The 18,562-nt window shown below is 54.9% G+C and carries 23 protein-coding genes; 8 read left to right on the top strand and 15 right to left on the bottom strand.

The annotated features are described in order from the left end of the window. Together VNL73_10685 and VNL73_10690 are read left to right on the top strand one after the other, a co-directional pair. Nucleotides 1-195: a hypothetical protein gene (locus tag VNL73_10685; protein HXF49871.1), complete on the top strand. Its 195-nt coding sequence runs from the start codon at nt 1-3 to the stop codon at nt 193-195. Further along, the gene (locus VNL73_10690) at nt 196-360 is read left to right on the top strand and encodes a hypothetical protein (GenBank protein HXF49872.1); all 165 of its coding nucleotides are present in this window, start codon (nt 196-198) and stop codon (nt 358-360) included. Here the strand turns inward: VNL73_10690 and mutY are convergent. Next, nucleotides 353-1,465: an A/G-specific adenine glycosylase gene (gene mutY / locus VNL73_10695; GenBank protein HXF49873.1), complete on the bottom strand. Its 1,113-nt coding sequence runs from the start codon at nt 1,463-1,465 to the stop codon at nt 353-355. The genes VNL73_10690 and mutY overlap by 8 nt on opposite strands. A gap of 82 nt (nt 1,466-1,547) precedes the next feature. Here mutY and VNL73_10700 point away from each other — a divergent pair, with 82 nt between their 5' ends. From VNL73_10700 to VNL73_10725, 6 genes are all read left to right on the top strand, one after another. Then, the gene (locus tag VNL73_10700; protein HXF49874.1) at nt 1,548-2,483 is read left to right on the top strand and encodes a ribose-phosphate pyrophosphokinase; all 936 of its coding nucleotides are present in this window, start codon (nt 1,548-1,550) and stop codon (nt 2,481-2,483) included. Between the two features lie 114 nt (nt 2,484-2,597). Beyond that, nucleotides 2,598-3,365 carry a 50S ribosomal protein L25/general stress protein Ctc gene (locus VNL73_10705; GenBank protein ID HXF49875.1) on the top strand — a complete coding sequence of 256 codons (768 nt, stop codon included), beginning with the start codon at nt 2,598-2,600 and terminating at the stop codon, nt 3,363-3,365. 77 nt (nt 3,366-3,442) lie between these two features. Continuing rightward, nucleotides 3,443-4,177: a sugar phosphate nucleotidyltransferase gene (locus VNL73_10710; GenBank protein HXF49876.1), complete on the top strand. Its 735-nt coding sequence runs from the start codon at nt 3,443-3,445 to the stop codon at nt 4,175-4,177. Continuing rightward, nucleotides 4,174-5,100, top strand: coding sequence for an SDR family oxidoreductase (locus VNL73_10715; GenBank protein HXF49877.1), 927 nt, complete (start codon nt 4,174-4,176; stop codon nt 5,098-5,100). Before VNL73_10710 ends, VNL73_10715 begins: the two co-directional genes overlap by 4 nt. A gap of 3 nt (nt 5,101-5,103) precedes the next feature. Beyond that, nucleotides 5,104-6,441 carry a TIGR00366 family protein gene (locus tag VNL73_10720; protein HXF49878.1) on the top strand — a complete coding sequence of 446 codons (1,338 nt, stop codon included), beginning with the start codon at nt 5,104-5,106 and terminating at the stop codon, nt 6,439-6,441. After that, nucleotides 6,438-7,556, top strand: a complete 1,119-nt coding sequence (locus VNL73_10725; GenBank protein ID HXF49879.1) for a glycosyltransferase family 4 protein — start codon at nt 6,438-6,440, stop codon at nt 7,554-7,556. The genes VNL73_10720 and VNL73_10725 overlap by 4 nt, the downstream gene beginning before the upstream one ends. Here VNL73_10725 and VNL73_10730 read toward each other — a convergent pair. The 14 genes from VNL73_10730 to VNL73_10795 all read right to left on the bottom strand — a co-directional run bounded on the left by VNL73_10730 (nt 7,532) and on the right by VNL73_10795 (nt 18,542). Beyond that, complete coding sequence (locus VNL73_10730; protein HXF49880.1) at nt 7,532-8,608, bottom strand: Mrp/NBP35 family ATP-binding protein; 1,077 nt, start codon at nt 8,606-8,608, stop codon at nt 7,532-7,534. The two genes, VNL73_10725 and VNL73_10730, sit on opposite strands and share 25 nt — an antisense overlap. Before the next feature lie 198 nt (nt 8,609-8,806). After that, nucleotides 8,807-9,319: a bifunctional nuclease family protein gene (locus tag VNL73_10735; protein HXF49881.1), complete on the bottom strand. Its 513-nt coding sequence runs from the start codon at nt 9,317-9,319 to the stop codon at nt 8,807-8,809. A 56-nt stretch (nt 9,320-9,375) separates the two neighbouring features. After that, nucleotides 9,376-9,837: a 50S ribosomal protein L9 gene (rplI, locus tag VNL73_10740; GenBank protein HXF49882.1), complete on the bottom strand. Its 462-nt coding sequence runs from the start codon at nt 9,835-9,837 to the stop codon at nt 9,376-9,378. After that, on the bottom strand, nt 9,838-10,764 hold the full coding sequence (locus VNL73_10745; protein HXF49883.1) for a DUF2232 domain-containing protein: 927 nt from the start codon (nt 10,762-10,764) through the stop codon (nt 9,838-9,840). After that, nucleotides 10,761-11,045: a 30S ribosomal protein S18 gene (gene rpsR, locus VNL73_10750; GenBank protein HXF49884.1), complete on the bottom strand. Its 285-nt coding sequence runs from the start codon at nt 11,043-11,045 to the stop codon at nt 10,761-10,763. The genes VNL73_10745 and rpsR overlap by 4 nt, the downstream gene beginning before the upstream one ends. After that, nucleotides 11,045-11,386: a 30S ribosomal protein S6 gene (gene rpsF / locus VNL73_10755; protein HXF49885.1), complete on the bottom strand. Its 342-nt coding sequence runs from the start codon at nt 11,384-11,386 to the stop codon at nt 11,045-11,047. Before rpsF ends, rpsR begins: the two co-directional genes overlap by 1 nt. A gap of 127 nt (nt 11,387-11,513) precedes the next feature. Beyond that, a complete protein-coding gene (locus tag VNL73_10760) occupies nt 11,514-11,801 on the bottom strand; it encodes an MGMT family protein (protein HXF49886.1) in 288 nt (95 codons plus the stop codon). 44 nt (nt 11,802-11,845) lie between these two features. After that, nucleotides 11,846-12,211 (bottom strand): response regulator, encoded by a 366-nt coding sequence (locus tag VNL73_10765; GenBank protein ID HXF49887.1) that lies wholly within the window; start codon nt 12,209-12,211, stop codon nt 11,846-11,848. Nucleotides 12,212-12,215: 4 nt separating this feature from the next. Next, complete coding sequence (folE2, locus tag VNL73_10770; GenBank protein ID HXF49888.1) at nt 12,216-13,043, bottom strand: GTP cyclohydrolase FolE2; 828 nt, start codon at nt 13,041-13,043, stop codon at nt 12,216-12,218. Then, nucleotides 13,036-13,728 (bottom strand): 7-cyano-7-deazaguanine synthase QueC, encoded by a 693-nt coding sequence (queC, locus tag VNL73_10775; protein HXF49889.1) that lies wholly within the window; start codon nt 13,726-13,728, stop codon nt 13,036-13,038. Before queC ends, folE2 begins: the two co-directional genes overlap by 8 nt. Then, on the bottom strand, nt 13,725-14,366 hold the full coding sequence (locus VNL73_10780; GenBank protein ID HXF49890.1) for a radical SAM protein: 642 nt from the start codon (nt 14,364-14,366) through the stop codon (nt 13,725-13,727). The genes queC and VNL73_10780 overlap by 4 nt, the downstream gene beginning before the upstream one ends. Further along, nucleotides 14,363-14,728, bottom strand: a complete 366-nt coding sequence (gene queD, locus VNL73_10785; protein ID HXF49891.1) for a 6-carboxytetrahydropterin synthase QueD — start codon at nt 14,726-14,728, stop codon at nt 14,363-14,365. Before queD ends, VNL73_10780 begins: the two co-directional genes overlap by 4 nt. A 260-nt stretch (nt 14,729-14,988) precedes the next feature. Then, a complete protein-coding gene (locus tag VNL73_10790; protein ID HXF49892.1) occupies nt 14,989-15,945 on the bottom strand; it encodes a CorA family divalent cation transporter in 957 nt (318 codons plus the stop codon). Next, entirely contained in the window at nt 15,945-18,542 is a 2,598-nt protein-coding gene (locus VNL73_10795; protein ID HXF49893.1) for a M1 family aminopeptidase, read from the bottom strand. The genes VNL73_10790 and VNL73_10795 overlap by 1 nt, the downstream gene beginning before the upstream one ends. Nucleotides 18,543-18,562: the final 20 nt, after the last annotated feature.

Below are 18,562 nucleotides of genomic sequence, written 5' to 3' on the forward strand. Positions count from 1 at the left end.
ATGGGAGCGCTCTGCAACATCGGCCCCAAGGAGATTCAAAAGCGTCTCCGGATGGGACTGGTTGCGCTTGGTTTTTCCGTGATTTTGACCCTTTTATTTGCCATTGTAAACGAGCCGAATGCCGCCTACGGCCTCTTGTTCTTGTTGCTGTTCTTCGCCGCCCTGGGGATTTCGCAGGCCTTTTTCTGCACGTGAGTGTTTTTGGGCTTGCGCCGGGCGCGCAATTTGGACACGGGAATCGAAAAGCTACCCAACGATGCTGTTTCGAAATTCTTTCAGCACCGCTCCGAGTTGATAATCCTCGGCTCGTTTCTTCTGGCTTTGCTGCTTTCGCTGGGGGCCTGGCGGCTTTTTAGTTAGGCAAAAGCCTTCCCAACGCCAAAGAGGGCACGATTCTTTTGTTGGCCTTTGGAAAAGGATACCTTTCCAGTTCCTTCGGCCGAACCCAGCGGACCTTCTGGCATCCCAGCGCTTGAGGTGTCCCTTTTTTGTAAAAGCAGTGAAAAACCGAAAGGGTGATGGAAAAATGGGAATAGCTGTGGTGAATTGTTTGCGCCCGGGCGCCTACTCGGACGGAAACGCCGGTTTCCTCCCGTACTTCCCGGCGGCAGGCCTCCGCCAGCGTTTCTTTCGATTTTCTTTTCCCGCCCGGAAACTCCCACAATCCCCCTAAAAGCCCGTCCGGTTTTCTTTGGGCGATAAGAATTTTTCCATCTTTCCAAACGATGCCGGCGGCAATTTGATAATGCGGCGCTGTTATTCTTCGCCGGGGTGACGGAAACCGTTCCACTTCTCCGGATTGGTACGCACGGCAGAAAATCTGAACCGGACAAATCCCGCATTTCGGATTTTTGGGAAAGCAAACCAAAACCCCCACCCGCATCAAAGCTCGATTGAAGAGGCCCGGTTGCTTGCGGTCCAGCAGGGGAAATGCCGCTTCGGCCAGTCTTTTTCTGTTTCTTGGACTAGAGAAACTTCCCGGCATTGCCAAAACCCGCGACAGAACCCTGAAGTTGTTGCCGTCGATGGCCAAATAGAGCTGATGATGAATGAAACTGGCCAAAGCCGCCGCCGTGTAATCCCCCACCCCCGGCAGGGCGCGAATTTGTCCGTAGTCGTTTGGTATTCGGCCGCCGTGCTTCTGAACTATGATTTGAGCCGCCCTCTTTAAGTACCTTGCTCGCGCATAATATCCCAACCCCTCCCAGAGCTTCAAAAGCTTCTGCATCGGCGTTTTTGCCAGCACTTCAAAAGAGGGAATTTCTTTGATCCAGCGCTCATAATAGGGCAGGGCTTGGTCCAAGCGGGTTTGCTGCAGCATTATTTCAGAGATAAAGACCCGATACTCCCGATTTTTTTGGGTCAGATGTCCAACCCCATCCTGCCAGGGAAGCGTCCGGCGGTTTTTTTCGAACCAAGCCAAAAGCGCGCGCCGAAATTTCTTTGCCTCGGAAATGGAAACCATCGTCGTTCAATATAACACCCGGTAAAAACCATGGCACTTGCGCCGGTTTTGATTATATTTTGCGCCCTTTGGGAAGGAGAAGATGGCGAACCGACTGAAACTGTTGACCGGCACGGCCAACCGGCCGTTGGCGGAAAAGATTGCCCAGTTTTTGGGACTCCCCTTGACCGCCTGCGAGGTTTCCCGCTTTTCGGACGGGGAGATTTTCGTGCAAATCAACGAAAACGTGCGGGGGGCGGACGTTTTCATCATCCAGCCCACCAACCCCCCGGCCGAAAATCTGATGGAGCTTTTGATTTTAATCGAAGCCAGCCGCCGGGCTTCGGCGGAAACCATCACGGCGGTGCTCCCCTACTACGGTTATTCCCGGCAGGATCGCAAGGATCAGCCCCGTGTGGCGATCACCGCCAAGCTGGTGGCCAACTTGATAACGGTGGCGGGGGCCGACCGGGTGATAACCATGGATTTGCATGCCTCCCAGATTCAGGGGTTTTTCGACATTCCTTCCGACCATTTATACGCCTCCTCCATTTTCAACCGCTACTTTCTGGACTTGAAACTTCCCGACCCGGTGGTGATTTCGCCGGATGTCGGCGCCATCCGGATTGCCCGGGCCTTCGCCAAAAAGCTGGACGCCGGGCTGGCGATTATCGACAAGCGCCGCCCGCAGGCCAACCAGGCGGAGATTTTGAACATCATCGGCGACGTGGAGGGAAAAACCGTCATCATCCGGGATGACATGGTGGATACCGCCGGCACCATTGTGCAGGCGGCCGACGTGTTGGCCCAAAAGGGGGCCCGTGCGGTCTACGCCTGCGCCACCCACCCGGTCCTTTCCGGGCCGGCGCTGGAGCGGATTGGGAAGTCCAAAATCAAAAAATTCGTGGTCGCCGACACCATCGATTTGTCCGCCAAGAGGCTGCCTTCCAATCTGGAGGTGCTCTCTTCCTCGGCCCTTTTCGGGGAATCGATCCTGCGCATCTCGCGCGGAGAGTCGGTTTCCTCCTTGTTTGATTAGCCCGAATATGTTATCTTAAATCCTTCGCAAACAAACGGGTGCGGCCGGTTTTGCCCCCCTTTTGTTGCTTTTTGATTTGACCCGGTATTGAAACGCTAAGTAAAAGGAGCAGCCATGAAGGAAATTTCGTTTAAAGTCCAGGCCCGCAAAGAGGCCGGCAAACAGAAAGCCAAAAAATTTCGCACCCGGGGGCTTTTGCCCGGGGTGGTTTACGGGGAGGGGAAATCCACCCCGGTCGTTTTCAATGCCCACGAGTTTGAAAATTTGTACCATTCCATCCGCGGCGAAAACGTCTTGATCAACTTGGAGATTGAAAACGGCGGCCGGGAGACCCAAAAGACCTTGATTCGGGAAATCCAGCGGGAGCCGGTCTGGGGAAGGATTCTGCACGTTGACTTCCAGCACGTTTCCCTCTCCAAAAAAATCACCGTGAAAGTCCCCGTGCACCTGATTGGAACCCCGGTGGGGGTGAAGGACACGGGCGGAATTTTGCAGCACACCTTCCGCGAACTCGAAATCTCCTGTCTGCCGACCGAAATTCCTCAGCATATCGATGTGGACGTCTCCCAGCTCAAAATCGGCGACTCCATCCACGTCCGGGATTTAAAGCTGGCCGAGGGGATTCAGATTCTGGTGGACGGCGACCTGTCCGTCGCCTCCGTGGTGCCGCCGACCATCATCAAGGAAGGGGAGCTGGAGGCTGCCGCCGAAGTGGCCGAGCCGGAAGTGATTACCGAGCGGAAGCCGGCCGAAGGGGAGGAAGAGGAAGAAGGGGCCGAAGCCAAAGGGAAGGAAAAGAAACCGGCCGAAGCGAAGGCCGAAAAGAAAGCCGAACCGGCCAAAACAGAAAAGAAAGAAGAGAAAAAAGCCGAAAAGAAATAGCTTTTTTGGTTTTCCGAGGGCGGGTCTCCCCGCCCTTTGCTTTTTAGAAAAACGAGCAGGACGTTGAAAGGCAAAATTTGAAAGGCGTCATTTTGGCCGGCGGGTTGGGGACCCGGCTTTACCCCTTAACCAAGATTACCAATAAACATCTTCTGCCGGTCTTCGACCAGCCGATGATTTTTTATCCCATCCAGACCTTGGTGGAGGCGGGGATCAAGGACATCTTGATTGTCACCGGCGGCAACTCGGCGGGGGATTTTTTGCGCCTTTTGGGAAACGGCCGGGCCTTCGGGCTCAAGCATTTGAACTACACCTACCAGGAAAAAGAGGGGGGCATTGCCGAAGCAATCGGCTTGGCGGAGCATTTTGCCGAGGGGGAAAAGGTTCTGGTGATGCTCGGGGATAATTTGATTTTCGACTCCATCCGGGACGATGTGGAAAATTTTAAGCGCCAGCGCGCTGGCGCCAAGATTTTTCTGAAAAAAGTGACCAATCCGAGGGCCTACGGCGTGGCGGAGGTGAAGGGAGGGCGGGTTTTAAACATCGTCGAAAAACCAAAAAAGCCGAAATCCGACCTGGCCGTAATCGGAATTTATATGTACGACAACGAGGTCTTCGACATCGTAAAAACCTTGAAGCCCTCGGCCCGCGGGGAGCTCGAAGTGACCGACATCAACAACGCCTACATCGGCAAAGGGACAATGACCTATTCGGTTTTGAAGGGGTTCTGGGCCGATGCCGGAGAATCGATCGAGGCGTTGGCCGAAGCGGGGCGCCGGGTCTTCGAGTACCGAACCAAAAAGACCAAATGAGCCGTGTTCTGGTCACCGGGGCCTTGGGGTTGCTCGGGCTGAAAATCGCCCAGCTTTTCGCCAAGGACCCGGCTCACGAACTGTTGGCCACCTTCACGAACAGCAAGGAAAACTGGACCTTCGGCATTCCGTCCGAGTTGGCCAGCGTGGCCGACTTCGGGGCCGTCGCCGCCCTTTTTTCCTCCTTCAAACCGGAGGTGGTCATCAACTGCGCCGCCTATTCCAAGGTGGATCAGGCGGAATTTGAGCGCGCGCAGGCCTACCAGGTGAATGCCGAAGCGGTCGGCTTTCTGGCGCAGGAAGTCAAACGGCTGGGAAGCCTTCTGGTTCATTTTTCCACCGACTACATCTTCGACGGCAAAGCCGGCCCCTATTCGGAGGAGGCCCGCCCCAACCCGCTCGGTTATTACGCCAAGACGAAATACTGGGGGGAGGAAAAGGTGGTGCGGGTCGGCTGCCGCCATCTGGTGGCGCGCACAAACGTGCTCTTCGGCGTCCACGAGCTCGCCTCCAAGCCGAATTTTTTCATGTGGCTCGTGGGGGAACTTTCCCAAAACCGACCGGTCAAAATCGTCTCCGACCAGTACAACAACCCGACTTTGGCAGACAATCTGGCGGCCTTGGTGAAGGAGGCGGTGGAAAAAAACGTCGAGGGAATTTTGAACCTGGCGGGCAGGACCTATCTTTCCCGCTACGATTTTGCCATGCGGATCGCCCGCTTTTTCGGCTACGACCACGAGCTTATCACCCCGATTGACACAGCCTCGCTCAAACAGCCAGCCCCCCGCCCCCTGTTGGGGGGCGTGCGCATCGAAAAAGCCCAGTCCGTTTTAAAAACTCCTTTTTACACGGTGGAGGAAAGTTTGGCTTTTCTGAAAAAGAGCTACGAGCCGTTCTTTGCCGCCCACCCCCGGCCCGCCTGACGGATGAAACTCCTGTCGCAAAGCGCCGCCGGGCTGATTAATCTTAGCGAGCGGCTCATCCCCTCCGCTTTCGTCATTGCCTTGATTCTGACCCTCTTCACCTTCGGTATGTCCTTGGGGGTGGTCGGGATTTCGCTGGGCGACACCATTCACTTCTGGGGGAACGGTTTTTGGGAGCTTCTGACCTTTGCCATGCAGATGGCGCTGATAATTTTGACCGGCTACATCGTCGCCGCCTCCGCCCCGGTGGCCGCTTTTTTGGAAAAAGTCGCCGGGCTGGCCAAAGGCCCCAAAAGCTCCATTTTGGTAATGACCTTGGCCTCGCTCGCGCTGGCCTTTTTCCACTGGGGGCTTTCAATGGTCGGCTCGGCGCTTCTGGTTCGACAGATTGCCAAAAGAAAAACCGGCGTGGACTATCCGCTTTTAGTTGCCGCCGCCTATTTGGGAATGGGCTGCACCTGGCACGCCGGCCTCTCTGCCTCGGCTCCCCTTTTGGTGGCCACGCCGGGGCATTTTCTCGAGGCAAAAATCGGCGTCATTTCGACCGGGGAAACGATTTTTTCAAGTTTTAATTTGATTTTGGTCGGCCTCGTCACGCTTGTTTTGGCATTCCTGGTCCCGGCTTTGCATCCCGCCCCCGAAAAAAGCCGCCCGGTCGATCCCCAACTTTTGGAAACCTTCGGCAGCCGGGAAAACTACCGGCTTTCCAAGCCGAAAAGCTGGCTCGATTGGTGGGAAAAGACGCCGTTCCTCAATGTTTCCTTTGCCCTCGTTGCCGGACTTTGGCTTTGGATGCGTTTTGCGTCCGGTAAGACCAATCTGGATATTAATCTTCTGAATTTCGTTTTCCTTTTCATGGGCCTCGCCCTCCATTCCTCCCCGCAGAGCTTCTGGCGGGCGGCGGAAGAAGGGGGGAAGCTGGTTTTCGGCGTCTTCGTTCAGTTTCCCTTCTACGCCGGGATGTACGGCATCATCAAGGATTCGGGTTTGGCGGAAATTGTCGGCAACTGGTTCGTTTCCATTTCTTCGGCCAAAACTTATCCTTTGCTCGTGTACTGGTACTCCGGGCTGGTGAACTACTTTGTCCCCTCCGGCGGCTCCAAGTGGGCCATCGAGGCGCCGTATCTTTTGGACGCCGCCCAAAACCTGGGCGTGCCGACCGCCAAGGTGGTCACCTCCTACGCCTGGGGGGATATGGCCACCGATTTGATTCAGCCCTTCTGGGCCATCCCGCTTTTGACCGTGGCCAAAGTGGAATTCAAGGAGATTCTGGGCTACGAGCTTCTGATTTTTCTGGTTTACATCCTGATCGTCTCGGCCGCCTTTTTTTTCTTCATTTGAAAATCCTGCAGGTCATAACCTCCGGCGGCTGGGGGGGAATGGAAAAAGTCCCCTTGGACTGGCACAATTTCTGGCTGTCGGAAAAAAAGGAGAGTCACCTTTTGGTTCGGGGAAAAACCCCCTTATCCGAAAAGCAAACTGAAACGCCAAACTTGCTCACCGCCCAAAATCGTTGGGGGTTGATTGCGAAAATCCGTGAGTTGCTGACCGAAAAGAAAATCGACTTGGTCATTTGCCATTATCCCAAAGACCTGCCCTATTTGGTCTGGGCGCTAAGAAAATACCCAGAATCCAAACTCTTTTTGGTCAAACACCAATCCCCCGGAAGCCCCAAGAAAGATTTTTACCACCGCTGGCTTTATTCCAAAGTCAGCCGCATTCTGCCGGTTTCCGATTTTCTGGCCGAAAAATGCCGCGCCGTCTATCCCGTCGGACCGGAAAAAATCGAAACCCTGCACAACGGCATTCTGCCGGAGAACTGGAAAACGGCTCCGGAACTGCGCGAAAAAACCAGAAAAGAATTGGGTTGGACGGGTGGCGAAATCGTGGTCGGAATGATTTCCCGCATCACCCCGAAGAAGGGGCATCTCGATTTAACCCGGCTGGCGCCCAAACTTTTGGAAAGGGAGCCGAAACTTCGTTTTCTCATTGTCGGCGGCTGGTACCCCCACGATAAAAAGCTTTTTATTCAGTGTTTTGAGGAAATTAAACGGGAGGGGCTGGGCCCCTACTTTTTCTGGAGCGGCCCGCGCGGGGTGGCCGACGTGCGCCCCTATCTGGCCGCAACTGACATTTTTCTTTCGCTGGCGTATGAGGAATCGTTCGGCCTCTCGGTTATCGAAGCAATGGCCGCCGGTTTGCCGGTCATCGGCCCCCAAGCCGGCGCCATCCCGGAAATCATCAACGATGGAAATGAGGGGTTTCTGATTCCGTTGTCCGACTTTGTCGGCGGCACGGGTGAAAAACTTGCAACAGCGGTGACCAAGCTTGCAGAGAGTACTGACCTCCGCAAACAAATGGGAGACACCGGCCAAAAGAAGGTGGTTGAAAAGTTTGCCCTCCCTTTGATTTTGAAAAAACTGGAAAAGATTTACGAAACGGCCAAGGCTGGTTGAGGTAAGGTCGCCGCCAGCTTCCGGGCGATTTCGGCGTACAGCCGCCCGGTGGCGGAGTCCTTGCGGTAAATCGAAACCGGCTCCCCCCGGTCCGACCCTTCCCGGATTTCTACTTTGATCGGAATTTCGCCGATGAGCGGCACTCCAAGTTTCCCGGCCAGCTCCCGCCCGCCTCCCTTGCCGAAGATGTGAATCTTTTCCCCCTGCGGCGTCTGGAAGTAGGACATATTTTCCACCACCCCCATAATTTTCAAGTGCGCCACCTCCGCCAGCTTGGAAATCCGCGCGGCCACGTTAAAGGCCACCTTCTGCGGCGTGGTGACGATTAATATCTCCGCCTCCGGCAACGCCTGCGCCACGGTGATGGAAACATCCCCCGTTCCCGGCGGCAAATCCAGAAGCAGGAAATCAAGCTCCCCCCAAAAAACGTCGGTCATAAACTGGGTGATCGCCTTGTGCAGCATCGGTCCGCGCCAAATGACCGAGGCATCCTCCGGCACTAAAAAACCGATGGAGATGACCTTGACGCCGTCTTTTTCGAGCGGGATAATCATCTGGTTGATGACCGTGGGGCGTCCGGAAACGCCTAACATTTGCGGGATGGAAAATCCATACACATCGGCATCAATGACGCCGACTTTGTAACCGGAAGCGGCCAACGCCACCGCCAAATTGGCGGTCACCGTCGATTTCCCCACCCCCCCTTTGCCGGAGGCGATGGGAATGACTTTTTTCGGGCGCTGCCCGGCGAAAAGCTGGCTTTGTTTTCTTCCGGTCAACTGCGCCACCAGTTCGTCCCGCTCTTCTTTGGCCATCACCCCCAAATTGACCTGAACGGAGCACACCCCATCAAGGTTGGAGACCGCCTCGGTCACATCCTTCTCCACTTTTTCCCGCAGGGGACAGCCGGAAATGGTCAAAGCGACATCGACGGTCACCCTCCCCCCCTCCACGCTCACTTTTTTGACCATCCCCAGCCGGACAATGGAAATCCCCAGTTCGGGGTCCTTTACGCCTTCCAGCGCTTTCCAGATTTGTTCTTCAGAAATCATATAAGGGGCAGATACGTTTTTCAGGTTTTCGACACTGCCAAAAGCAATATAATCAACTTTTTTAGCGTAGCGGAGGACTTTAGTCCTCCATTTTCAATGTTGCGGCTGTTGCGTCAGGAGTAACTCCTGACGCAACAAAGGGTATCAATATTTCCCTATATGTTCTGGGAATTGAATTGCAAAAAACGAGGGAAAAAACTAAAGCGAGTACCGGCCGAAATCTTCTGGATTGATGCGCCGCAGCCGTTCCCTCAGCGAATCGGGGGATTCCCCTCCCTGCTCCGGCCCGCCGATGGGCCCCATCTGGTCTTTCTTGTCCTGGAAAAGCTCCTCGTTGACAAAAATGGGGGCTTTCGATTTCAAAGCCAAAGCCAAAGAATCGGAAGGCCGGGCGTCGATTTCCACCATGTGGCTGTTGACGGAAACGTATATTTTGGCATAAAAGGTCTGGTTCACCAGCTCGGTCACCTCGATTTTTTCCACTTTCCCCCCCATCATGGAAATGACCGATTTGATTAAATCGTGGGTCAAAGGCCTTTTGGAGGGGATGCCGGAAAGCTCCATCGCAATCGCCTGTGCCTCGAAGGGGCCGATCCAGATGGGTAAAACCTTCTCCCCGCTCGGGCCGGAGGCGTCCAGCGGGGCCAGAATCACCACCGGCGACTGGGTGGAAACGTCCAGGGCCAGTCCGTTTATTTTGGATTGAATCATAAGAGCCATCCGTTGTACCCGCTTCCCTTAGTAATACGCTCCAAAGGTGCTTCCGTTTACCCCGAAATCTCCTCTTTTTTCCGCACCACCCAGAGTTTTACCGTGGCGGTGATATCCAGCCCCAGTTTCACCGGCACTTCGTAAATTCCGAGCGCCTTGATCGGCTCCTCCAGCTCGATTTTCCGCCGGTCCACGCTGACCCCCTGCTGGGCCAAAAGCTCGGCGACCTCCGAACTGGTGACCGACCCGAACAGCCGATCCTCCTCCCCTGTTTCTTTTTCGGTCATTAAGGAGAGTTTCTCTATGGTCTGCTTCAGCCGTTCCAGCTCCCGGCGCTTTTTCTGGTCGCGCAAGGCCTTTTCCCGGGTGATGTGCTCGACCGCGCGCAAAGTTCCCTTGGTGGCCACGGTGGCCAGCTGACGCGGTATCAAAAAGTTCCGGGCGTAGCCGTCCGCCACGCTGACCACCTCTCCCACCTTTCCCAGTTTTTCCACGTCTTCTTTTAAAATGACTTTCATTTATTCCTCGCTTTCCTTTGCCAAACCAACTTTTTTGAGCCCCCGAAAATCAAACCGGCTGTCCAAAAACCCGACCGCCGACAGAATGAAAAAAGAGGCCAGCCCGAAGAGCACCAGCCAGATGTAAAAAAGCCCCTTGATGGCCCAGTGGGTGCGCAGCTTTTTGAAAAAATACTCCAGATTGGAGGTTCCGCAGATGGCGTAGACGAAAACCACGATCAAAAGCAGGTTGTCCGCCGCGCGCACCCAGCCATTCTGCAGAAAAAGATGCCCCGCCAGCCCGGCGCCAAGCAGAAAAATCAAAAAGAAGGGCGCCTGCCAGGTGACAAACTTCTTCGGCCCCGGGGAAAAAACACCCGCCCGCCCCAGGGCCCAGAGGGCCAAAAGATGAGCCATCGCCAAAAAGAAAAAACTGGATATAAAGTAGAGGGCCGGGATCACGTCGATGATGAACTCCAGATACGATTGCACCGCCTTCTGCAACTCGGCGGCTTGGACCGACGAACCGAACCCGGCAAAAAGCTGTTTCATCGTTTCACCCATGGAGGCAAGCTGGAGCTTGACCGAATCATAGGCAAACGACACAAAAAGACCCGTCGGAACCACCGCCGAAAAAGCCATGACCCAAAACGCCCGCCCGTATGCCATTTTTTTCGCCACCGCCAGTCCGGCCGCGGCGGCCGGAAGGAGGATCAAGGCGAAATAGATCGCCGAGGTCATCCAGCTTTTTCCCATCCAGCCGGAAGCCGCCGTCAGAACGAATATCCACCCGAGCGAGGTCTTCACCGGCAGCCGCCCGAAAAGGAAGATCAAGGCCGCCGTAAGCGCCAGATTAATGACGAATACCAGCCCCGCCGGCACCCAGCCGCTGGTGGCCAAGACGGCCAGGCCGAAAGTTAAGGCCAAAAGAAAGGCGTTTTGCTTCATTTATGAAATTCCGAAACAAACGGCAAAATCGCCAGATGCCGGGCGTATTTGACGGCAATGGCCGCCTCCCGCTGGTGCTTGGCGCAGTTCCCCGTGGCCCGGCGGGGCAGAATTTTTCCCCGCTCGGAGACCAAACGGCGCACCTGCCGCTCGTTCTTGTAGTCGATCGGGTCAAAGGGGTTGGCGCAAAAGCGGCAGCTTTTCTTGGCGGCCGGCGGACGGCTTCCCCGATCTCCCCTTTCCCTCGAATGTTCCTCTTCCCGTTCAAAGCGGCGCGGCATTATTCCACTCCTTTCGCTTCAAGCTGCGGCGTCGGCGGCTCCGGGCGGGTGGGAACCGGCTTGGCCACCACGGTCAAATGGCGCAGAATCTCCTCGTCCAGCCGGATGTTCCGCTCCAGCTCCCGCGGCAGTTCCCCGGGCGCCTGATATTGGAAAAAGACGTAATACCCCTGCGAGCGGTGGCGGATGGGATAGGCCAGCTTGCGCACCCCCCAAATTTCTTTCTTCTTGATTTCCCCGCCGGCGGCCGTAATCAGCCCTTCGTAGCGGGAAACCTTCGCCTCCCATTCCGCTTCCGGCAGAATGGGGGACAAAATCAAAGTCGTTTCGTAGTTTTGCATTCCTCTCCCTTCGGTCAAAAGTTCAGCTGCCTCCGAGCGTTGGGGCTTGGAGGGAGCAGGGTCAAACCCGTTTTAATGGGCACTGTTAAGGTAAGAATTTTAGTCGAAAAATCAAGCCCGCCCCCTTTCAAAACAGATGAAAATGCCTCTCCAGGGGCCGGCCGTTTTTGTCGAAGCGCACCTTTTCCTTCGTCAATAACGCCTTTTGAAGGGCGTTATAGGGAGGAGGAACGGTAATGCCGTTTTTCCCGAGAACCCGGTGCCAGGGAACCTTCGAACCCTGCGGTAGCGAAGCCATCGCAAACCCCACCCGGCGGGAAAGCCGCGGATTCCCCAAAACCCGCGCGATGGTGCCGTACGTGGTCACTTTTCCCGGCGGAATGGTGTTCACCAGCCGGTAAATTCGGACAAACAAACCCTCCGGCTTTGTTTCCGCTTCTTCTTTTACACTTTTCCTTTTCATCCAAATTTGACGAATTGACCAACGATTTTCCCGAGATTCAGCGTGACCTGTGAATTCGGCACCACCGTCGTCGCTCCAGCTTTCAGCCCCGCTTCCCTAATAGTTTTCTCCTCGTGACCGCAGTAGCCCACAATCGGCAAATCCGGCAAATTTTTCCGCAAGCTCCGCACCACTTCCAGCGCTTTTTCACCTCCAAATCCAAGATTCACCAAAACGAGCGAACTTTGCGCCGCTTTTCCAACGAGTCCGTTATTGCCCGGCAAGGTTGATTCGACTTCCAGTCCCAAAGCTGCAAGCCCGGACGAAATTTGCGAAATGAACAGAAGCTGGTCGTCGATAAGCAAAACTTTCTGGCTCGCCAAGGAACTAAAACGCCGTGGTTATTTTTTCCGGCGCCCAGAAGGGAATTGTGGAAACCGGGCCGAGGACAGACCCACGCTCGACCAAGGCGTAAGCATTGTGATTGTGTATTGATTCGAGCGATTCCACCTCCACCCGGAAACCGGAAACCTCTTCATCATCCTCCAGTTCGAGCGTGATTTCCCGCACCAAATCCTCCACAAATCGGGGATTGGCATACGCCCTTTCGGTCACGAATTTCTCATCCTCCCGTTTCAAAAGGGAAAACAGTTCGGACGAGGCCTTTTCCTCCACCAGTGCAATCAGTTCTTCGAACCAGACAAAGCGGGAGGCCTCCACCCACAACCCGACCAAACTTCTTTGATTATGCGCCCCGGCTGCCGAAATCTCCTTGGAACAGGGGCAGAGCGTGGTCACCGGCACCGAAACCCCCACCGTGCCGCGATAAGAATCAGACAGATAAGCGGCAAAAAACGCCCGATATTCCAAAAGCCCACGCTCCCCCGTTACGGGCGCCTGTTTTTCGATGAAGTAGGGGAAAGCAAGTTCCAGATAAGCATCCCGAGAGCCGAATGACTCCTTGGTGTCCGAAAGAATGGAAGCCAGATTGGAAACCCCTATTTCATCTTTATGCCTGTGCACCAGCTCCACGAAGCGGGAAAGATGGGTGCCCCGCAAATCACCGGCCAAATCGACAAACATCGAAATGTTGGCCACCGTTTTCTGCCGCCCCGCCTTCTGGTCCAAAACCTCCACTGGATAGCGCAGGTTTTTGATGCCGACCCGGTTCAAGGGGACGTTCCGGAAATCCTTTTCGCTCTGCAAATCACGCATGGATGCTCTCTTTCTTTTTGTAGGGAATCGGGTCTTCGATCCCCGCTTGGGCAAATCCTTTAAGCCGCAGCCGGCAGCTGTCGCACACCCCGCAGGCCAAATTTTCATTTTGGTAACAAGACCAGGTCAAATGGAACGGAACACCCAATTCGCTCCCCTTGCGGACGATTTCCGCCTTGGAAAAATGAATCACCGGCATCCAAATATCAATTTTCGTCTCCGGTTTGGTTCCCAAATCGATTGCCTTTTCAAACGCCTTGTAAAAAACCTCCCGGCAGTCGGGATAGCCGGAGCTGTCCTCCTCCACGGCGCCGATGACGAGTCGGGAAGCTCCCAAAACCTCCCCCCAGGAAGCGGCGATTGAAAGCCCGTGGGCATTGCGGAACGGCACGTAGGAAGTCGGAATCGTCGTTGAATCGACACCGGCGGTCGATACCGGAATTTTCTCGTCCGTCAAACTGGAACCGCCGATTTGTGAAAAGTAGGGAAGAGGAACCGCCATTCGCCGGTGGATGCCGTAAAAATCACAAATTTCTTGAAAGGCGCGCTCCTCCCCCCTTTCTGTTTTCTGCCCGTAGTTCAAATGCAGCCCGGCGGCGGCAAACCCTTCCTTCAAAGTCATGGCGAGCGCCACGGCCGAATCCATCCCCCCGCTTATTAAAACAACGGCCAACGGCCTCCTCATACGCCTTTAGTCTCCGGATGCCAGATGAACTTGTGCATTTGCAGTTGAAAGCGCACCGGCAACCTGTCCTGCAAAATCCACTCCACCACGTTCACAGGCTCCAGCGCTCCGAAAACGGTGGAGAAAAGAACTGTCGCCCTTCTGTCCAGTTGATGCTTGCGCAAAACGGCAACCGCCCAGTCATAATCCCCCCGGTCGGCCAGAACGAACTTCACTTCGTCCTTGGGAGTCAGAAAATGGATGTTCTCCCAGCGGTTTTTGTGTTCCATCTTGCTGCCAGGACATTTGATGTCCATTATCTTGATGGCTGCCGGATTTAATTTGTCGAGCAAAATCGAGCCGCTGGTCTCGATAAGCACTTTGAATCCGGCTACTATTAGTTTATCCACCAAGACAAAGCTTTCCCTTTGCAAAAGCGGCTCCCCGCCGGTCAGTTCCACCAGCTTGCAGCCGAACTGACTCACTTCCGCCACGATTTGGTCGAGCGCTTTCCATTCCCCCTCGTAAAAGGCGTATTCCGTGTCACACCATACACAGCGCAAATTGCATCCGGTCAGCCGGACGAAAACGCAGGGGAGCCCGGCGTAGGAGGATTCCCCCTGAATGGAAAAGTAGATTTCGTTGACCTTCAAACTCATTTGGAATAGGTGACTGAATATTTTTCCGTTTCCCAGACCCGTACCTTTAGCGGCCTGACGCCGGACGGAAGCCGTTTTTCCAGCTCGCCGTAAATCCAGGCGGCGATGTTTTCCGACGTCGGATTTTTCTGGTCAAACGGCGGCAGGTCGTTCAGATTGCGATGGTCCAGCGGCTCGGTGATCTCCTTCAACAGCTTTTTGACCTCCTTGAAATCGATGGCGATGCCGACATCATCCAATCCATTGGCGGTCACCACCGCTTCGGCCTTCCAGTTGTGGCCGTGGTCGCGGGCGCAGTCCCCGTTGTATCCCGCCAAATGGTGGGAAGCGGCAAAGGTTGTAAAGACCGAAATTTCGTACATAATTCCCCGGTTTTTGTCCAAGTTTGGGTCTTTTTTCGCTCTTAATATCCGCAAAATTCTCCCCGGCGTCAACCCTTCCAAAAAACGCTTTCCATCCGAACGGTTTTAATCGAGCCGTAAAAAAATCCTTTTTCTCCCAACCAAGCCGCTGAAAAACCGGCACTTATCCAAATTGTTTCGCGTGAAACAATTTTTTTCCTCGCAAATTTGCAACGAACGGCGTGGCGTTTTTGGGAAAAGGTATCAGGAACCGGAAACCATTAAATCCAGTCCCGTTTTTTGAAATACCGCACCAGCCCAAGAACCGAGCCGGCCATAAATCCGAGCAGAATCCAAAAACCGGTGATGCTGTCGGAAAGGGGCAAATGGGCGAAATTCATCCCATAAATCCCGGCGATTAGGGAGGGGACCAAGATAATGGCTCCCCAGGAGGTCATCTTTTTCATCGTCTGATTCAAATTGTTGGAAACGATGGACAGGTGCACCTCGATAGCAGTCGACAAAACATCATGATAAATGGAAACGCTGTCGTAAAGCGCGGCCAGATCGGCGTAGTGCAGCCGGAATTTGGAGAGCAGGCCTCGATCGAGATTTTCGGCGTACTCCTTCTCGATGCTGGAAATCACCTCCCGGTTGGCGGCCAAATCCTTGCGGTAAAAAACCAGCGCTTTTTTGATGGCCAGAACCTGTTTTAAAACGACATCCCGGGACGTGCCGGCAATCACTTCCTCCTCCACCTCTTCGACCACATCCTCCACCGCCGCCAAAGCCGCCCGGTAGCTTTCGATGAACTCATCCAGCAAAACGTACAAAAGCATCGTCGGCCCCTTGGCGAAAATGGAAGCCAGCCGCTGGGGCGGATAGCGTCGAATCCGCTCCATGCTGGTGGAGGGGTGGCGGTGTAGCGTGATGAAGTCCTTCTGTTTTTTGGAAATCAGAATCACGAACGGCTGGGTGTACGCCTCCCGCTCCCCGCGCAAGGCGGAGCGGAAAATTAAAAGGGTGTACTGTTCGTAGTTTTTGGTGACCGCCCCCTGCGTCCGGCCCAGATTGTCCTTCAACTCTTGAACTTCCAACTTGGAGAGCCCGGCCGCCTGCGTTAGTTCCAAATCGGTTGGGTTTTCAAAATCAACCCAGCCGATGACTCCCGGCTTGGCTATCTCCTCCAGTTTTCCTTCCCGGACAATCCCGGACTCATAAATCAGGGTCTTGACCATTACCGCTTCTTTTCCAAGGCTTCAATACGCTGTCGTAGCCCCTTGTTTTCATCCTCCAGCCCTTCCAAGCGGGCCCGCAGCTCGTCCATATCGGAAAAGTCCTTTCGGCCGGTGCGGATTTCCTCGATGGAATGGCGGGCGGCCTTGACCAGTTGGTAGTGCGCTTCGCTCGTTTCAACCTTTTTTAACTCTTCAATTGATTCCGGGTCGCCGAAAGTCCCCAAGGCCTCGATGGCTGAAAGACGGGCATTGTACTTGGGGTCGCTCAAAAAACCCACCAGCGTTTTTCTGATTTTCTCTTTCAAGCGGGAGGCGGCCAGCCCTTCATCCCTTCCCAGATAATGCCCCAGTTTTCCCAAGGCCTCGATGGCGGCCGAGCGGATGGGGAAGGAACGGCCGTAGGCCGTGTGCGCGAACAGAATATCGACTGCTTTGGCATCCTTCAATTCCACGAACCCTTTCAAGGCAGCCGTGGCGATGACCTCGTTGTGGGAGGAACGCCCAAGCCCTTTTTGCAAAAACTCGAAGGCGTCTTTTGGCTGCAGTTCGGCAATAGTGGTCATTACCTGCGCCGCCACGGCGTAGCTCGTATCGGCGGCAAAAACCTGTTTCAGCCGGGCAACGACTTCCCCATCTTCGGGAAAATTTCCAAGCGCTTTTACACAATTGCGGCGGACGCGGGAATCGGCATCCGACAAACCGGCCAAAATCGCTTTTTTGGCCTTCTCGCCGCGAATTTTGCCGAGAGACAAAGCCGCCTCCCGGCGAACATCGAAAAACCGGCCGGACTTCAGCGCCTTGGCCAGTGCTTCGACCGTTTCGTCTGAAACGAAATTTCCCAACGCCTCCGCTGCCTCCCGCCGGGATTCGGCAAAGGAGCTTTGAGCCAACTGGTAGCGCAAAGCCCCCTCCGTCCGTTCAAAATCCACTTTTTTCAAAACCGTGAGCCGGGGGTCGATTTCCACCATTTTTGGGCGTTCCGAACCGGGGATGTAAAAAACTTCCTCCTTTTGATCTATCCAGAGCGTGTCATGAATGGTCTCTTTTGCAGCCGTAACGACAATTGGCAACTGCATCCGGAAAAGCGGTGTGAGGGAATCAGTTGTCTGCGTTTGCTGGACGGTGATTTTGGTGGCCTTGGCGGAATCATCCCAACGGGAGCGGATTTTAAGCTCCGGATACCCTCCTTTATAGACCCACTGCTGGAAAAACCAGTCAAGATTCTTGCCGCTCGCTTCTTCCATCGCTTTTTCGAAATCGGCGGTGACCACGCTGCCGGCGTAATGCTTTTTGCAGTAGTGATTGATTCCCTTCCACCAAAGCTCCTCACCCAGATAGTTGCGCAGCATGTGCAAAACCCATCCCCCTTTGGGATAGGCATGAGAGTCGAACACATCCAAAGGGTCGGTATAGTATTGGGTGACGATCGGGCGGCGGTACTGTTTGTCTTCCCGCAAATAATCATCCCGGCTGTCCCGCATCTCCACCGGCATATAATCGGGGCCCAGATCATACTCCTGGAACAAAGCGTCGAAGTAGGTGGCGAACCCCTCGTTCAGCCAGATATGCGACCAGTCCCGGCAGGTGAGCAAATCCCCCCACCACTGGTGGGCCAGCTCGTGCGCCACCAGCCCTTCCGATTTGTAATCCTGGTGCGCCAGCCGGTCGTGCAAAGTCCTTTCCGTCTGGGTGGTGGCGGAGATGTTTTCCATCCCCCCCCACATAAACTCGTCCACCGTGGCTTGGGAATATTTTTCGTACGGATACGGCACGCCGATTTTTTCGGAAAAAAAGCGCATCATCTTGCCGGTCTTACCGAAAGAACGAATCGCTTTTTCCTTTTCACCCGGCGGGTAGTAGAACAGAACCGGCACCACTTTGGTCTCCCCGCCGGCATAGACGGTGGTTGTCTCGGCGTGCATTTCGTATTCCCCGGCCACCAGCGATATCAAATATGGGACGTGCGGCACGTTTTCCCGCCAGTGGAAAACTCGCTTGCCGCCGGCGCGCGTGTCGGAAACCAGCTCCCCGTTGGAGACCGCCAGATATTTCTCCGGCACGGTGACAATCATTTCCGAAGTCGCCCGGTCGTTGGGATAATCGTAAATCGGAATCCAAAAGCGGGTGTTTTCGGTCTCCCCCTGCGTCCAGATTTGGCGGCGCTTGCGCGGGTATTTGGCGTCCGGCTGGATGAAATAAAGCCCCGCTTTTGGCCGGCCGCCGTATTCGATGGTGACGGCAAACGTGTCGGCAAAAGCCCGGTACGGCAGCCGCAAATCGATTTTCAGCCCTTCCTCCAACTGCTCGAAGAGGAGCAAATTCCCGGTCGGGTCGGTGACCTTTTTAATCTCCAGCCCGACGGCATCCAGAAACAAATATCGCTGGTCGGGCAAAAGGGGCGTAAAGGTGTGGGTGACCTTGCCGGATAACGAGCGTTCCGTTTCGTTGAAGGCAATTTCCAGTTTGACGTGGATTAAGTCGAAGACCCGGTCGCGGGCGTAGTGAAAATCGGAATACCGGTCCCCCCACCGCCCGCGGGCCGCAAGGGGGGGAATCGAAACGAGTACGAAAAGTCCGGCGGCTAACCAACGGCGCATACATCCTCCCTTGAGCAAAC

Source organism: Verrucomicrobiia bacterium (assembly GCA_035574275.1).
Taxonomy (GTDB): Bacteria; Zixibacteria; MSB-5A5; order DSPP01; family DSPP01; genus DSPP01.

What these genes read in the sequence shown, in the direction of transcription:
- VNL73_10685 (HXF49871.1), top strand. Translation starts at nt 1, where the DNA reads ATGGGAGCGCTCTGCAACATCGGCCCCAAGGAGATTCAAAAGCGTCTC.
- mutY (HXF49873.1), bottom strand. Translation starts at nt 1,465, where the DNA reads ATGGTTTCCATTTCCGAGGCAAAGAAATTTCGGCGCGCGCTTTTGGCT.
- VNL73_10700 (HXF49874.1), top strand. Translation starts at nt 1,548, where the DNA reads ATGGCGAACCGACTGAAACTGTTGACCGGCACGGCCAACCGGCCGTTG.
- VNL73_10705 (HXF49875.1), top strand. Translation starts at nt 2,598, where the DNA reads ATGAAGGAAATTTCGTTTAAAGTCCAGGCCCGCAAAGAGGCCGGCAAA.
- VNL73_10715 (HXF49877.1), top strand. Translation starts at nt 4,174, where the DNA reads ATGAGCCGTGTTCTGGTCACCGGGGCCTTGGGGTTGCTCGGGCTGAAA.
- VNL73_10720 (HXF49878.1), top strand. Translation starts at nt 5,104, where the DNA reads ATGAAACTCCTGTCGCAAAGCGCCGCCGGGCTGATTAATCTTAGCGAG.
- VNL73_10730 (HXF49880.1), bottom strand. Translation starts at nt 8,608, where the DNA reads ATGATTTCTGAAGAACAAATCTGGAAAGCGCTGGAAGGCGTAAAGGAC.
- VNL73_10735 (HXF49881.1), bottom strand. Translation starts at nt 9,319, where the DNA reads ATGATTCAATCCAAAATAAACGGACTGGCCCTGGACGTTTCCACCCAG.
- rplI (HXF49882.1), bottom strand. Translation starts at nt 9,837, where the DNA reads ATGAAAGTCATTTTAAAAGAAGACGTGGAAAAACTGGGAAAGGTGGGA.
- VNL73_10745 (HXF49883.1), bottom strand. Translation starts at nt 10,764, where the DNA reads ATGAAGCAAAACGCCTTTCTTTTGGCCTTAACTTTCGGCCTGGCCGTC.
- rpsR (HXF49884.1), bottom strand. Translation starts at nt 11,045, where the DNA reads ATGCCGCGCCGCTTTGAACGGGAAGAGGAACATTCGAGGGAAAGGGGA.
- rpsF (HXF49885.1), bottom strand. Translation starts at nt 11,386, where the DNA reads ATGCAAAACTACGAAACGACTTTGATTTTGTCCCCCATTCTGCCGGAA.
- folE2 (HXF49888.1), bottom strand. Translation starts at nt 13,043, where the DNA reads ATGCGTGATTTGCAGAGCGAAAAGGATTTCCGGAACGTCCCCTTGAAC.
- queC (HXF49889.1), bottom strand. Translation starts at nt 13,728, where the DNA reads ATGAGGAGGCCGTTGGCCGTTGTTTTAATAAGCGGGGGGATGGATTCG.
- VNL73_10780 (HXF49890.1), bottom strand. Translation starts at nt 14,366, where the DNA reads ATGAGTTTGAAGGTCAACGAAATCTACTTTTCCATTCAGGGGGAATCC.
- queD (HXF49891.1), bottom strand. Translation starts at nt 14,728, where the DNA reads ATGTACGAAATTTCGGTCTTTACAACCTTTGCCGCTTCCCACCATTTG.
- VNL73_10790 (HXF49892.1), bottom strand. Translation starts at nt 15,945, where the DNA reads ATGGTCAAGACCCTGATTTATGAGTCCGGGATTGTCCGGGAAGGAAAA.
- VNL73_10795 (HXF49893.1), bottom strand. Translation starts at nt 18,542, where the DNA reads ATGCGCCGTTGGTTAGCCGCCGGACTTTTCGTACTCGTTTCGATTCCC.